At 61.5% G+C, this 13,987-nt stretch carries 10 protein-coding genes and 5 pseudogenes; 7 read left to right on the top strand and 8 right to left on the bottom strand.

What is annotated here, in order from left to right:
• Positions 1 to 1,210: 1,210 nt before the first annotated feature.
• Entirely contained in the window at positions 1,211 to 1,375 is a 165-nt protein-coding gene (locus tag OKW44_RS29060) for a hypothetical protein (protein WP_162633914.1), read from the top strand.
• 2,028 nt (positions 1,376 to 3,403) lie between these two features.
• Here the strand turns inward: OKW44_RS29060 and OKW44_RS29055 are convergent.
• Positions 3,404 to 3,859, bottom strand: coding sequence for a hypothetical protein (locus OKW44_RS29055; protein ID WP_018419019.1), 456 nt, complete (start codon positions 3,857 to 3,859; stop codon positions 3,404 to 3,406).
• Between the two features lie 416 nt (positions 3,860 to 4,275).
• A pseudogene (locus tag OKW44_RS29050) lies at positions 4,276 to 4,665 on the bottom strand (PRC-barrel domain-containing protein).
• A 446-nt stretch (positions 4,666 to 5,111) separates the two neighbouring features.
• On the opposite strand from OKW44_RS29050, the gene OKW44_RS29045 reads away from it, so the two are divergent.
• Positions 5,112 to 5,414, top strand: coding sequence for a hypothetical protein (locus tag OKW44_RS29045; protein ID WP_018419022.1), 303 nt, complete (start codon positions 5,112 to 5,114; stop codon positions 5,412 to 5,414).
• A 237-nt stretch (positions 5,415 to 5,651) separates the two neighbouring features.
• Here the strand turns inward: OKW44_RS29045 and OKW44_RS29040 are convergent, their stop codons facing one another.
• A complete protein-coding gene (locus tag OKW44_RS29040; protein ID WP_018419023.1) occupies positions 5,652 to 5,831 on the bottom strand; it encodes a DUF2934 domain-containing protein in 180 nt (59 codons plus the stop codon).
• 304 nt (positions 5,832 to 6,135) lie between these two features.
• Positions 6,136 to 6,336, bottom strand: a pseudogene (locus tag OKW44_RS29035) (cold-shock protein); the annotation flags it as partial.
• 80 nt (positions 6,337 to 6,416) lie between these two features.
• On the opposite strand from OKW44_RS29035, the gene hfq reads away from it, so the two are divergent.
• Both hfq and phaP read left to right on the top strand, forming a co-directional pair.
• Positions 6,417 to 6,698 carry an RNA chaperone Hfq gene (gene hfq, locus OKW44_RS29030; RefSeq protein WP_018419025.1) on the top strand — a complete coding sequence of 94 codons (282 nt, stop codon included), beginning with the start codon at positions 6,417 to 6,419 and terminating at the stop codon, positions 6,696 to 6,698.
• Positions 6,699 to 7,754: 1,056 nt separating this feature from the next.
• A complete protein-coding gene (phaP, locus tag OKW44_RS29025) occupies positions 7,755 to 8,327 on the top strand; it encodes a TIGR01841 family phasin (protein WP_018419027.1) in 573 nt (190 codons plus the stop codon).
• Between the two features lie 266 nt (positions 8,328 to 8,593).
• Here phaP and OKW44_RS29020 read toward each other — a convergent pair.
• Positions 8,594 to 8,701 (bottom strand): annotated as a pseudogene (locus tag OKW44_RS29020) (cold shock domain-containing protein); the annotation flags it as partial.
• A 278-nt stretch (positions 8,702 to 8,979) separates the two neighbouring features.
• On the opposite strand from OKW44_RS29020, the pseudogene OKW44_RS29015 reads away from it, so the two are divergent.
• A pseudogene (locus OKW44_RS29015) lies at positions 8,980 to 9,324 on the top strand (hypothetical protein); the annotation flags it as partial.
• On the opposite strand, the pseudogene OKW44_RS29010 reads toward OKW44_RS29015, so the two are convergent.
• A pseudogene (locus OKW44_RS29010) lies at positions 9,325 to 9,894 on the bottom strand (PRC-barrel domain containing protein); the annotation flags it as partial.
• A gap of 444 nt (positions 9,895 to 10,338) precedes the next feature.
• Between OKW44_RS29010 and OKW44_RS29005 the strand changes: the two are divergent.
• A complete protein-coding gene (locus OKW44_RS29005) occupies positions 10,339 to 11,733 on the top strand; it encodes an NCS2 family permease (RefSeq protein ID WP_409259207.1) in 1,395 nt (464 codons plus the stop codon).
• 89 nt (positions 11,734 to 11,822) lie between these two features.
• On the top strand, positions 11,823 to 12,569 hold the full coding sequence (locus OKW44_RS29000; protein WP_018418562.1) for a DUF899 domain-containing protein: 747 nt from the start codon (positions 11,823 to 11,825) through the stop codon (positions 12,567 to 12,569).
• Between the two features lie 92 nt (positions 12,570 to 12,661).
• Here OKW44_RS29000 and OKW44_RS28995 read toward each other — a convergent pair whose 3' ends face one another.
• Both OKW44_RS28995 and OKW44_RS28990 read right to left on the bottom strand, forming a co-directional pair.
• Positions 12,662 to 12,844 (bottom strand): hypothetical protein, encoded by a 183-nt coding sequence (locus OKW44_RS28995; protein WP_018418561.1) that lies wholly within the window; start codon positions 12,842 to 12,844, stop codon positions 12,662 to 12,664.
• Positions 12,845 to 12,974: 130 nt separating this feature from the next.
• A complete protein-coding gene (locus tag OKW44_RS28990) occupies positions 12,975 to 13,889 on the bottom strand; it encodes an NAD-dependent epimerase/dehydratase family protein (RefSeq protein ID WP_018418560.1) in 915 nt (304 codons plus the stop codon).
• Positions 13,890 to 13,987 lie beyond the last annotated feature (98 nt).

Genomic DNA, 13,987 nt, shown 5'->3' with positions numbered 1-13,987 from the left:
GGCGGGATTGCACTTCAAGCCGGCTAGGTCGCGTAGCATCTCCCGGACAATCCGCCCGCCGAATATTGCATCCGCACAAACTACGTCCTATTGTCACTTTCGGGCAGTTGCTCGCAGCCCGTTCGTTGAACGGGCTTTTTTTGCGCTGCCGCGAGTCGCCGCCCCTTCAACGGCGATTCGATTGGCTGTGAGGCGGTGTTGCACAACATGTGGGCGAATCCGCCGGCTTCCGTTGTTCGTCGTTGCTGTCTCTCATCTATGCCGGTCGCCGCCACGATACGGATTTCCGACCAACGCGGGTTGGATGGCAGTAGCGTGAAAAGCCTAGACATGCGCCAAGTCTCCAAACCCTCAAGCTCATGATTGAAAACGGGAAGCCGCGCGCGGCTAATCGACATTCGGTTTTGCAGGAGCGACGACTTCCGGCTCGTCCGGAAAGCACGCGACGACCCGGCATATGGCGGTGCCCTCGTCGTTACCGTGACCGGTGCATGGCCGGATGCGACGCCTACGAGGCAAGACTTCCCGGATTCGACGGCCTGTGCCGCAGGCCATGTCAGGTATGGCGTTTGGCTGATGTTCTTGCGAGCAGGGATTCTCCCCAAGGCGATAGCCCGCGCGGCTGATGCACAGCCAATGACCATCGTTCCTGCGTGGGATTCGCACCGGTCGACACGGGCTGCCGGTGCACAGTTTCCGTATCCTTCTTTGAGGGCAGCACCGGTAACTTCGACGATAACGAATCGCCGGCTGGCAATGGGTGTAACTCGCGCACATGGGTCAATGCGGTTCGCGAGATTTCAGTTTTTGCTCTGCCTGAAGACATTGTCAAGAAACGTCTTGACTGCTTCTTAAACCGAAGAATTAAATCGACATAAAAAGGTGTAATATCGTTAGGATACCTATTGACATAACTTTGCGAGACTCAACCTCCACGCAGCGCACGACTGGCTACTCCGCGCTGACTCACCTTACGCCAATATGGACCCAACAGCCGCCGTGCTGTCTGGTTCCGGGCCGGCGGATGCACTGGTTCGCGCGTTGGCCCACGGTTCGCTAATTGTGGCGACGTATGGCGCGGAGGATGTGTTGGGTGATGCGAGCGCCGCCTTCAAACGGGCGTTTCGGCTTGAGGCAGTCGAAGGTGCCACGACGTTTGCCGACCTGATATTGCGGGGTGCGCGCAACCGTACTGGGCCGGGAATCGATTGTGAAGACCCTCACCGGTTTATCGCCGAAACGCAACTACGACAATGCAGCCAGCCTGGGCACGGTTTTTACGACGGACACTGTCTTCTTCGATATTGGCGCGAACGGCCTGCAGATTTTTGCCGCACTGATGGAAAGTTCCTTGACGCCGGCAACTTTCGAATGACGGTCAGGAACTCGTGCAGTGCGACCCTCAACGCCGTAGCGGGAATCAACAGCCAGTCCACAGGTATGTGCTACTGCGACTCAACGGCGTCGGCTCGCGCTTGCGCAATTTGCACCCGGTGTCGCTCGTCATACGTGTCGAACAACTGTGAGCATAACCGGGACAGTAATGCGAGGTCCATGGCCTGGTCTGCGTGTTCGACCTCTCCTGCATTAAGCACGTCATCGAGAACCGGCGCAAGACGGCGCAATCGGAGCGCATCCTCATCTGACCAGTCTCAAGAGGTTGCTTACGCTTGACCTGCCGGGCTTTTGAGTGTCCTGAGCGAACTGCAACTATTTTATAATGTCTCTTCCATCGACCATCGTAGCATTTCGACGCTGACCTCGTACTGTCGCATCGGTCGTGGTCCTGTCGCTTAACTGACCTGAGGAGCGAGTTAGCCGCAGCGATAGTGCTGATATCCGCGCGCGCACCAATCGCACCTATTCCAGTAACGATGTCCGTCCCAACACCCGTCACCATTCCAGCCGATGACTTATTCAGGGCCCGCGATGACTCGCGCTGGCGCGTACGGGCGGGCTGCTCATAGACGGCAGAGGTAGCGGTGGCGCATACACAGGTGGGCGCCACATAAACGGCTGCCGGAAACCCGATAGTTTGTCCCACATCGACGTGAGCCACCGCTGCCCCTGAAAGTGCAAGCGCGGTGGCTCCAAGGCCTAATGAAAGCGTCAGGTGTCTCGCTTAAACCTTGCCGAGTGCTGCATTCGAGCTGCATTAGCGTGCGGTGAGTGTGCCGGAGAGGGGGCTGCCGCGCCAGAGTGCGCATGAACGACCTCAAGGTATTCCAGCGGAACCCGCTCAAGCCGTTCAGGCCGCCGCTCACCATCCACCGGGAATTCGACGCTTACGTGCTTTCCCGTGGGCTCATGCGCTATGACCTGCCCGACCCGACCTCGAAACCGGCTTGCCGAACGGTCGTCGAGTGCACTCAGGCGAGCAGCAGTGAATATCACGGAAATCTTTTTTCTTATCTGAGACACAAGAAGCTCCTTAATTCCATTGTTCAGAGGATAGGAAGCAGGCGTAGGTAACGCAAGGAAAAAAGAGGTCCTCACCCAAGCCGTTTGGCATACGGCGGCACTGGGTGACTTCTGCCTCCGCCGCCAAGGTACCGGGAGCACCAAGCGTTGCTGTAGGCACGGCAAAGCAAAAAAATGACACCGCTGCACGGCAGGCCGCCGCGGAGCGCCAGCTATGCGAAGGGGCGTTGTGAGGGCGGGCATTTTCGGATACGGAATGAGCGTCCGTTGTCTGTTCTATCGCCTACCTGCCGTTGCAAAGCGACGAATCAGCGGCCCTAGGCACGGGCCTTGCAGCACTTCGTTCGTCAGCGGCAGTCGCTTTCAGACATCCCTCTTCGGAGGTGAACCATGAAACTTAACAATAGGACGTTTTGCGCTTCGGCTCTCGTGATGGCGCTGGCGGCAATCACATACGCGCACGCGGGCGGCACTGCTGGCGGGACGTTAAGACCGGGGGTCGGTTCGATGACAGCCCCGAACGACAGTGGATACGGTTCGCCGGATGTCACGCGCGGTGGCGTCGGTGCGATGCAGAGCAGCCCTCCGACCGGACGTTCTAACCGCGGGAAGGCCAATGGTCTGAATATGGGCACCCGTAGCGGCGCGAACAGCGACGTGAACAGACCACGGTACGGCCCAAAAGAAAACAGCCAGTAGTGGTAACAGCGGACTGCACGCGGCGTTAACATCGCGACAGGCTCACTCGACAAGCAACTAGCGCATGCCTGCAGGCTCGGTGAACGCGTGGACCAGTCGACGGCTTCGTCCCGCGGAAGGGTCGTCAAATTTGTCGCCGGTTCGTTTCACGAGACAGACTTCGTCGTTGACGATGATGTCGCCAAGGCTGAGCCGGGGCGCGCTGGTTGACCTTGAGTCTGGCAGAAACGTCGCGACGGCATCGGTCAGGTCGTCGGCTTTGGTTCGGGACAAGGCCCGCCCTTCAGCTCGCCGGGCGCATCCCGCTCCGCGGGCGAAGCGACCCCGACTGGACGTCGTGCAACGGCTCGGCCCACGCGTCCCTTCTCAGCTGGGGAAGCCCGGTCCCAAACCACTTCACCTTCTTCTGCATGTGAGCGACGTACGCCTTCCAGCCGTCAGGGTTGCCGTCAAAGAGGTCATGCTGAACGGTTGACGCGAGCGCATTGCGGTTGAGTTCAGTATCGAGCAGCTCCTTTGGCCACAGGAAGAACGCACTAGCGACGCGTGCGCTGACCTCGCCCACTGTCATCTTCCGCGCAAGTGCGCGGAGGAACTCAAAGTCCTGTAACAAATCCTGTTCCTTCGCAAGCTCCACTACCAGCGCATCCGGCCGACCAGTCCCGGCTAAACAGCTCAAAACTTCGAGCATGTCCCCGAGGTGCAGCAGCGGTTCGCGTCGGTCAAATCGGTCGTCCACTGCAGCTATCTCCTCTCGTTGCGTGCCTGGCTGGAAACGGTCTGTTCCGGCGCAACACCGCGCCCCGGCGACTCCTGTCCCGGCGCGTCTTCGTCGACCAATGAGTCATCGTCCTCTGACTGCAGGACAGGGGGAGCGCTGTCAGGCACCGGTGAGCTAGAGGCGTTCGGGGCGTCGCCTGGCTGCTCATCGTTGGCATCGTCGCGGCGCACGTCGCGCGTCTGTCTCTTTCGTCGATTCGTCATGGTGTCCTCCGTGAGGGAGGCAACGACCCGATGTACCGGGTCTGCCTGTCCGACTGGCTGACAGGCGGCGGCAGCTTCGTATGCCGCCGACCGCGGACGGAACTCTTAAATGTCGGTTACGTCTCCTTCGCAAACAGCGCGGGGCGCAGACCAGTACGGGTCCCGGTTGCATTAACGATGAACCGTGGTGCTCCATTGCGCGTCCGCCGTGGATGGCCAGTGGTCCTTGTCGAAACCAGGCTCATGTTTGATTTGCTCGGCCGTTATGTCGACTAAGAAGCACTGCTCGTCAGTGTCCAGTGTCAGCGCACTCCACGGAATCGCGTGCAGGAAGCTTCCCATGTTGAGGAAGCCCCCTCACAGCATATGCGACATGGCCGCTGCGCACGTCCAGCATGATGTCGGATATTTTGCCAATCTCTGCTCCGTCCGACGAGACCACCTTGTTGCCATCCAGAGTCGACGCTGCATCACCTCCGGCCCCGGCCCTGCACCCGCTCCACCGCCGGCGATGTTCGCACCGGAACCGCCCGTCCGCGACGGTATTTTGGGGTCGGGGATTGTCCGCTCCTGAAAAGGGATGCCCCGAAGCTCGCAACGCGCATGCCACGGCGAAAGCCCTTTTTGCGCACGACATGCCGTGACTGTGACGTCAGCCGGCTCGTGGGAGGCGGTCGGCGCCCAGATTCACAGGACAAGCTTGGCCGGCAGACGGCTGCAGTACCGGTGGTGAACAATGTCCGCCCGTGAAATGAGGTGCGGCATGTAACGGCGTGATTCCTCGTCAGCGCCCGCCGATTCTGCAGACGCTGTGTTCACCGCCCTGAAAACGCGAGCGCGCTGGGAACCTCCTCGGGTGCTGCGCCACGATAGCTGGGCTGTTACCGTTCGATGAAATCAAGGACCTTATGCCAAGGCCAGAAGCGGCACGGGAAATGCGGTAACCAGGACGACGGGCTGCACCGACCTGGGTCGCAGCCAGTCGCTCTGCATACGGAGGAACCATCATGCGAGTCGCGGCGAAAGGAATCCTGCTTGCTTCGGTGTTAATGTTGAGTCTGTCCGGCGCCGTCTGCGCGCAGGGTGCGGGAACAGGGGGTGGAGGGGGCGCCGGTGCAGGCCAGGGTGGCACCGGAATGGGAACCCCGAATGCGAGCGGCGCTACAGAGTCACCATCTGGCGCGTCCGGCGCCAACACCATGGGTAAGTCGGGGGAGATGTCGCAGAAACAGATGAAGCCGAAAATGCAGAAGAAGGGGGGAATGAATGCGCCCGCCTCTGACAGCAGCGGAATGAAGAAGACTTACTGAGAAGGGTGTCGCTGCGGAGGCACGCTGTTTAACCTGCCAGGTCAGCCTCGCGGTCAGGAGCGTGGTGCGGCAGGACACCAGCGACGCTGGATAGCGTCCGCAACGTCGAGTGGTCGGCGCAAAGCGACACCGAAGAGGCTCCTTGCGAGCATTGCGCCGCTGTCGCTCCGCCTTCAATAATTGCGACTCGACTATGTGGTCTATGGCGGCTCTTCGTCAGCGCCATTCCAGTTTTCGTCACAGCGGCAGCCGACCCTTCAGGTCGGCTCCGCTCCCGTCGGCCTCGGATTCTTCCTCTTCTATCTGTGCGCGGGCTTGCTCCCAACACTCGTCGGCGCGACCGTCGGGGCTGCCGTCTTTTTCCCAGAGCTCGTAGGCCCGTACACGAATCTTCTCTTCCCGCGAAACGTTGTCCATTGCTCAATCCTCCAGAGATTTTTCGCGAGCAGCTACTCGTGAAGTTGCTCCGCGTGCCAGTTTCACAGCGGAAGGTGAAAGCGTCGATGCGGGAGCAGACAGACCCACGCCGACGAACGGGTCGAAGCAATTGGCGTCCGAGTCATGCGTGATGACGCCACCGCGCGCTTCGCATTGACTTCCAATCTCGGCGCTGAGTGGCGGATTCTGCTTTTTCGACAGGCGCTCCTGCTCGACTCCACCTTGAACGTACGACGCCGGACGAACCGGCGCCGTAGGCGGCAAAGAGACAGCCTATCTCCTGGACTGGCTTGATATTCGCAGCTTGCTTGCCCTTCGGCCCCATCTTCACGCCGAAGCTGACCTCCTGATTCTCTTGGGGCGACTTGGACCCTTCTGCGCTGATTTCCGAAAAATGAGCGAAAAGGTCTTCACCCCTGCCATCCGGCGTGATGAAACCCAAACCCTTCGCAGCATTGAACCACTTTACGGTACCGGTTGCCATCATCGTGTCCAAAATCGGAAAGGCTGGCGGTTTCAGGTATCGCCGGTACAATCCAAGGACCTATCGCTGTGACTTCGAACATGGCCGAACGCCCAAGCGTACAAGACGATTTTTTGCAGATGCTCCTGAACGACAAGACCACCGTAAACGTGTTCCTCGTGAACGGCATCAGACTGAGCGGTCAACTGGCCGCCTTTGACCAGTTTGCAGTTCTGCTCGAGTCCGGTCCGGGTGCGCAACTTGTTTTCAAACATGCCATTTCGACCGTGCTGCCGGCCAATGGCAGGAGCCAGGCACGTGACCCGACCGAGGTGCCAGTGAGTGGCGACAAGCCGAACCGCGTGCGAGGCCGTGTCCGATGAGAACTGCCATGACATGCTGTCGCTTACGCTTGACCTGCGCATAGCCAGACGACGTCCACGCCGGGAAGTTCAGACAGGCGCGCACAATCCGTACTCTTTGGAACGGTAACTCCGGCGCGCCAAAGGGTCACCTCGTGTTCCGATACGCCGAGTGACCTGGCCACCCGACCGGAGGTTACCTTGGCGCGCCTGATGGTCATGTCCAGTCGTGCAGCGAAGGCCCCGCCCGGGGCCGTTGTGTTTGAGTGTGCCTTGCAGATGGACATCAAGATTCAGACGACGATTCATGACGTGCAATGCTCCTGTAACTCATCGTGACCCAACCTAGGTACTTCAGGCTACGAAGATGTGACACGACTTCGAGGTTGATGCTTGTAGTCGAACGCCATCAGGGCGCCTCTTCCCCTCTCTGCGTTAACGTTTTAAATGCCCGGAGTAATCGACCCGGATGCCGTTTTCCTATCCCGTACACGGCCAGAAGTCACTCCGCCGCTTTCTTCGAGTGAAGTAGCAGCGCAATGACAACGCTCGCAGACGTAGGTCCGTCTGAAAAAACTTACTCGAAGGTCGGCACCTGTTCGTGCATCACCGGCTTTGGTCACCCGCGGGTCCCGGAAGTTCCACTGGCGAAATATCTGCTTGCGTGGAAAAGAGCGGCGTGCTGTTCCACGACCTCGTCGCCCATCGCGATGATGGTCTCCGGCGAAAGCGCCATCGTAATAAGGACGCAGACGCATCCAGCAGGTGGCGCCGAGAGAGAAAACACCCTTCTTCAAGGGTGTCCCGGATAGACAGATTCAATTGGCGCCCCGACCGCCACCGTCCTGTAATTTAACTTTGTCGTTTGCAGTTCCTGCATCTGTCGACGTCCGCAGAGCACCCCTTACGCAGCCCAGCGCTGGGGACGTTGTACGGGCTCGCGGCTGAGACCAATACGACTGCGGAGCCGGTGTCGAAAATGGAGCCGACCCGGGAGCTTCCAGACGACGCGCTTCATCAGTTGGTCACCGTTGCCGAACATGCTGGGCGTTGCGCATACATCTCCTGGAGGCGAACATGACTGATTTTCAGAGACAGGCTGCTACAGTCCAGCAAGCCAATCTTGACTTCTTTTTTGGCCTGGCCAGCAGAATGCTGGAGGGCGAGGAAAAGCTCGTCAGACTGAATCTGGATACGGCGAGAACGACGCTTGCCGATTGGCAGCAACGCGAGCAGGACGGGCTGGCGAAAATGGACCGACAGGAAGTTACCGGTCTGCAAGACGCGCTGGCGCTGCACTCGGCGGAGAAGGTCCTGAAGTACGAACGTCAGGTTGCGGAGATTGCCTCGACCACGCAAACGCAGCTGGCAGAGGTCGTCAATGCGCGGTACCAGGAGGTCAGCCGCCAGGTTCAATCGTTCGTCGAGAATCTCGCGCAAAACGCCCCGGTCGGCTCCGAAGCCACAATCGCATTTCTGAAACAAGCTATTACGCTGGCCGACACCACTCAGGAAAGCGTGCAAAAGGCCACGAAGCAGGCAGTCGAAGTCGCGCAAAGTAACCTGGACGCTGCAACAAAAGCCGCATCGGAGGTGACCGAAGCGGCTGACGAGGCAGTCGAGAAAGCAGCAAAAGCTGCGAAGCAATAATTTGAAGGAACGTTGAACCCGTGGTCGCGCGGCGCGGCGAGCTAACGCGCCTAGCCACACATGCGACCTGGCCTCGACCGGACAAGCCCAGCTCTCGTGTGCGGTGGTCGGTCGTTGGGACGCACGTCATGTCCGCCCACGTCTGTTACCAGTCTCGCGCCGGGACCAACACACCCGGGGAGACCGTGTCACGGCACATAGCTGAAGAAAGAATGGTCCGCCGAGGCGGGCCATTCTTTTGCGTGTCAGCGAGTTGCGCTCAGGTGTCAGCTCGGATAAATTTTTGCCGCCCGCTTACCCTTCGGGCCTTGCTTCAGGTCAAAGCTTACCTTCTGGTTGTCCTGCAGCGATTTGAAGCCTTTTGTCTGAATCTCGGGAAGTACGCAACAGGTCCTCGCCACGGTTTTGGATTGGTCGGCTTTGACGAAACAATACTTGTTGCGCAATGTTCTCAGCGTTGAAGTCCAATAGGAGCATAGCTCACTCGAACGTCTGAGGCCCCTTTAGCGTTAAGGAAAGTTTCGCGACCGTTCCCGGCGGCCGCAACCAGATGCGCATGAACCCGCGACGCTAGGCATCCTGCTTGCTGAAGTAAGCTAACTGTATTAAAGGCGCGGCGCAGGTTACGTCGCATCAGACCCGGGAGCTGGTCATGAAGACGCTGGATGCAACGTCGCGCGCGGGCGGCGTCGTTGCGGTGGTGGTCCTGTCCGCAGCTTTGTCCGGTTGCTACTACTACATGCCCTACGGCTACGTTCCGTACGGCGAAGTGCCGGCGGCAGCGCCGCAGCAGCAATATCCTTTCTCGATGACCGACGCAGCTGCGACCAGTGCGGCCGCGTCAGATGTAACTGCATCGACGAACACCTATATCGCACCAGCCGCGCCCGTCTTCGTCGCGCCTGCGTATTACCCCGTCGCGTATCCGTACTACGGCTGGCCCGCCTGGTGGGGCGGACCATCCGTGTCACTGAGCTTCGGCTATTGGGGCGGATGCTCCGACGCCGAGAAAGCCCTGCAGATTGACGACCATTTCGCGCGGCTTGCCGGCCGCGTCGGCGATCAAGTCGACCGCGCGGCCGACCACCTTGCCGTCGGGCTTCTGCACCTGGCTGTCGAGCAGCGCGTGCGCGTCGCTGCGCTCGATCGTGCGCAGCACGATCAGCGGGGGCGGCGGCGGCGGCGGCGGCGGAGCCGGCACGACGACGGGCGGCGGCGGTTCGACCTTGTGCGGCTTCACGACCGGCTTCTTCGGTTTCTTCGGCTCCTCGGGCCCCTCGTTCGCCTCGCTCTCGACCGGCTCGGACGCGGACGCGGCGACCGGCGCGCTTGCCGGCTCGACAGGCATCACCGTCGCCTCGACGATCGGCGCCTGGTGCGTACCCCAAAGCAGGCTGCTGCAGCCGGACAGCGCGGCGAGCGCGAACAGCGCGACCACGGCGCACAGCCAGCGGAACAGTCGAAGCACATCGAGCGAATCAGGCGAATCGAGCGGGCGAAGCGATCCAAGCGGTCCAAACGGGACAATCGGCAGGCGCCCGGCGGGGCGCGGAAAACCGCCAGTCATCAGGAAAAACTCCACGGGCAGGTGCGGACGGGCGCGATGAGCCGCCGCGGTTGGATGGGGTACGGCCCAGAGTTTAACCTGCGCTGCCGCGCGGGCAGCCTTTCGCCGGTTGCGTTGCGGGCGGTTTCGCCGATGCACTGTCGTTATATGGATGCACGCCGCGTGCCTGGAACGCGATCGCCGAGGTGGGATCGGCGCGTTTCGTGGCTGCTCGTGTGCCGTAGGTGTAAACGCGCGCAGCGCTCGCGCGAGCGACCGTCGCGCAAAAGATATAAGTCGCGCGACATGTCCGGCATGCCATTCATGCGATTGGACACATAGCTCGCTTCACCTACATTTCGACTCAGAAAAGCGTTACCCACACCAACAAATCCACGAGACGAACCTGATGACGGCCGCTCTAGCGGCCGTTTCAGCGCGCTGATAAAGGAGGCACTCATCATGATGGAACCCCAGGCCCTCGCGAATTCCGACGTCGCGAGCGAATCCTTCGACACCGAATCATTCCGCGGCAAGGGCTTTCTCGACCGCTACTTCGACATTTCAGCGCGCGGCAGCACGCAGCGCCAGGAGATCGTCGCGGGCATCACGACCTTCCTCGCGATGGTCTATTCCGTGTTCGTCGTGCCCGGCATGTTCGGCAAGGCGGGCTTCGATACCAGCGCGGTGTTCGTCGCCGTGTGTCTGACCACGGCGTTCGGCTCGCTGCTGATGGGCGTGTGGGCGCGTCTGCCGATCGCGATCGGCTGCGCGATCTCGCTGACCGCGTTCACCGCGTTCGGCCTCGTGCTCGGCAAGGGCCTGCATCCAACCGTTGCGCTCGGCGCGGTGTTCCTGATGGGCGTCGTGTTCACGACGATTTCGGTGACCGGCGTGCGCTCGTGGATTTTGCGCAACCTGCCTGTCGGCATCGCGCACGGCACCGGGATCGGCATCGGCCTGTTCCTGCTGCTGATCGCCGCGAACGACGTCGGGCTCGTGGTCAAGAATCCGGGCGCCGGGCTGCCGGTGTCGCTCGGCAATATTACGGCGTTGCCGGCGCTGATGTCGGTGGCGGGACTCGCCGCGATCGTCGGGCTCGTGCGACGCCGGGTGCCGGGCTCGATCCTGATCGTGATCGTCGCGATCTCGGCGATCGGGCTCGCGATCGATCCGGCCGTGGCGTTTCACGGCATCTTCGCGGTGCCGTCGTTGAGTGCGCCGGGTCATGCGTCGCTAATCGGCGCGATGGACGTGAAGGGCGCGCTGTCGATGGCGGTGCTGCCGAGCGTGCTCGCGCTCGTGATGACCGCCGTGTTCGACGCGACCGGCACGATCCGCGCGGTCGCGGGCCAGGCGGGGCAGCTCGACGAGAACGGCCGCATCATCAACGGCGGCCGCGCGCTGACCGCCGATTCGCTGAGCTCGATCTTCTCGGGCCTGCTCGGCGGCGCGCCGGCGGCCGCGTATATCGAGTCGACGGTCGGCGTCGCGGCGGGCGCGAAGACCGGGATGGCGGCGGCGGTCGTCGGTCTGCTGTTTCTCGTCGTGATGTTCTTCTCGCCGCTCGCCGCGCTGGTGCCTTCGTATGCGACCGCGCCCGCGCTGATGTACGTGGGGCTGCTGATGCTGTCGAACGTCAGCAAGCTGCATATGGACGACATGGTCGACGCGATGGCGGGGCTCGTGTGTGCGGTGTTCATCGTGCTGACCGCGAACATCGTGACCGGCATCATGCTCGGCTTCGCGACGCTCGTGATCGGACGCGTCGTCAGCGGCGAGTATCGCAAGCTCAATGTCGGGACCGTGGCGATCGCAGTCGTGCTGGTCGGGTTTTATGTCGGCGGCTGGGCGATCTGAGTTTCGTTGCGGCTCCTTGACTTTCACGTCAGCGTCTCTAAACCTTAACCTTGAGGTCAAGCCCTGCATCCGCAGGAAAGGAGACGCAGATGGAACCGCAACATCGCATCGGCAGCCGGGAAGAGTGGCTTGCCGCGAGCCGCGCGCTGCTCGCCGACGAAAAAGCGCATATGCGCGCCGGCGACGAACTCGCGCGCAAGCGCCGCGAATTGCCGTGGGTCAAGGTCGACAAGGTTTATACGTTCGATACGCCGGAAGGCCGCAAGACGCTCGCGGAGCTGTTCGACGGCCGCAGCCAACTGATCGTTTATCACTTCATGCTGGGCCCGGACTGGGAGGAGGGGTGCGTCGGCTGCTCGTTTCTGTCGGACCATATGAGCGGCATTCTCACGCATCTGGTCCATCACGACGTCAGCTATGTGACGGTATCGCACGCGCCGCTCGAGAAGATCGACGCGTTCAAACGGCGCATGGGTTGGACCTTTCCGTGGGTGTCGTCGAGCGGCAGCGATTTCAATTTCGACTACCACGTGTCGTTCACGCCGGAGCAGCTGGCGAGTAAAAAGGCGTTCTACAACTTCACCGAGCAGGACGTCGGCATCGACGAACAGCACGGCCACAGCGTGTTCTACAAGGACGCAAACGGCGACGTGTATCACACGTACTCATGCTACGCACGCGGCGACGAGCGCTTCGTGAACACCTACGCGCTTCTGGACATCGCGCCGAAAGGCCGCAACGAGAACAGTAATCTGACCGACTGGGTCAGGCATCACGACCGTTACGACGACCACGCGCGCGCGGCTTGCCCGGCGTGCGGTTCGTACACGGTGTGAAGCGGTGAAGCGGGTCGACGAAGGGGGCGAGGGGCGCGCGCCGCGCTAGCTGGCGCGCCGCCTCCGTGCTGCACGAGCGCTGCATCAGCTCGCTACAGCGCCATCTCGAAGGCGGGTCTGAGGAACATTTCCATCGCCATCACGATGAGGCTCATCGCCGCGGCGGCGAGCGTCAGCACGCCGTATTCGTCGTAGCGCGTGTCGTACAGACACGCGACGACGAACAGAATCGCCATCAGGTTGGTCAGCCAGTCGAAGTTCAGCGCAAAGCTCATCGGTCGAATCGGGGCGTGTGTGCGACGGTGGAATCGCACCGTCAGGTGCCCGCGATTCTAGCGAAAGGAGCTTACGGATTCGCAACGACCGCGCTTACACAGCTTACGTCGCGCGGCGCGCAAAGCCGCGTCAAACGGTGCTTTGCGGCCCCATCATGTCGCGTACGATCCATTCGATCACCGACGTGCGACGCGGTTGCCAGCCGAGCAGTTTGCGCGCGCGTTCGCCGCGCACGCGGCTGTTCGAGCCAAGACCGTACGAGGCCATTTCGTAGCCCCATTCCTGTTTCGCGTCTTCGAGCGGCCAGTCCCGCGGCGCGCCGAGCTTCATCGCGCGTGCGATCGCGGCGCTCATGTCGCGGAACGACGCTTCGCCGCTTTCGACGAAATAGAACGTGCCGGCAGGGGTTTTATCGAGTGCGAGGCGATACAGTTCGGCGACGTCGTCGATATGCACGTTCGACCAGACGTTGCCGCCGCTGCCTACATGACGCACGACGCCGCTTTTCTGCGCCTGGCGCACGAGTCGCGGCAACTGCACGCTCGCGCTGCCGGCCACCGCGCCGTGACCGTAAATCAGCGTGTTGCACAGCACGGCCGAGCGCACGTTGCGTTGCGCGGCGTCGAGCACCAGTTGATCGATCGCGACGCGCGCGGCCTTGTCGGCGGTCGGTGTGGGCAGCGCGTCTTCGTAATAGATGCGTGCTTCACCCGCTTCGCCGCCCGACGCATCGCCGACGATGCTCGACCCGCTCGTGTGCAAGAACACCTTGCCCGAACCGGCGAGTCCGTCGATCAGCGCGCGTACCGCGCCTTCGTGATCGCTGCTCGCGGCGTTAATCACCGCGTCGGCCGCTTGCGCTTCGGCGATCAGCAACGCGCGGTCGTCGAGCGTGCCGGGCACGGGCTCGATGCCGAGCCGCTGCAACCCGGCGCTGTGTTCGGGTTGGCGGATCAGCCCGCGCACCTGATGGCCGGCGCGCGCCAGATACGCCGCGATCGAGCCGCCGATAAAACCGCTTGCGCCAGTAACGAAAATCTTCAAGACGTTCTCCTGAGGGAAATGTCAGACCGGCACGCAGTATCGCTCGCGCGGATTCTCGCAAAAAGCGTGTTAGTCTCAAATCAATCTTGATCTGAAAT

The sequence above is a fragment of the Paraburkholderia lebeckiae genome, from assembly GCF_050436325.1.
In the GTDB taxonomy this organism is placed as follows: Bacteria; Pseudomonadota; Gammaproteobacteria; order Burkholderiales; family Burkholderiaceae; genus Paraburkholderia; species Paraburkholderia tuberum.
Note: the sequence above shows the minus strand (reverse complement) of the source record. Positions and strands in the feature narration are given on the sequence as shown.

Excerpts from the sequence above, each read along its gene's own strand:
- OKW44_RS29045 (WP_018419022.1), top strand. The coding sequence starts at position 5,112 with ATGCGAGTCGCGGCGAAAGGAATCCTGCTTGCTTCGGTGTTAATGTTG.
- phaP (WP_018419027.1), top strand. The coding sequence starts at position 7,755 with ATGACTGATTTTCAGAGACAGGCTGCTACAGTCCAGCAAGCCAATCTT.
- OKW44_RS29000 (WP_018418562.1), top strand. The coding sequence starts at position 11,823 with ATGGAACCGCAACATCGCATCGGCAGCCGGGAAGAGTGGCTTGCCGCG.
- OKW44_RS29005 (WP_409259207.1), top strand. The coding sequence starts at position 10,339 with ATGGAACCCCAGGCCCTCGCGAATTCCGACGTCGCGAGCGAATCCTTC.
- hfq (WP_018419025.1), top strand. The coding sequence starts at position 6,417 with ATGGCCGAACGCCCAAGCGTACAAGACGATTTTTTGCAGATGCTCCTG.
- OKW44_RS29040 (WP_018419023.1), bottom strand. The coding sequence starts at position 5,831 with ATGGACAACGTTTCGCGGGAAGAGAAGATTCGTGTACGGGCCTACGAG.
- OKW44_RS28995 (WP_018418561.1), bottom strand. The coding sequence starts at position 12,844 with ATGAGCTTTGCGCTGAACTTCGACTGGCTGACCAACCTGATGGCGATT.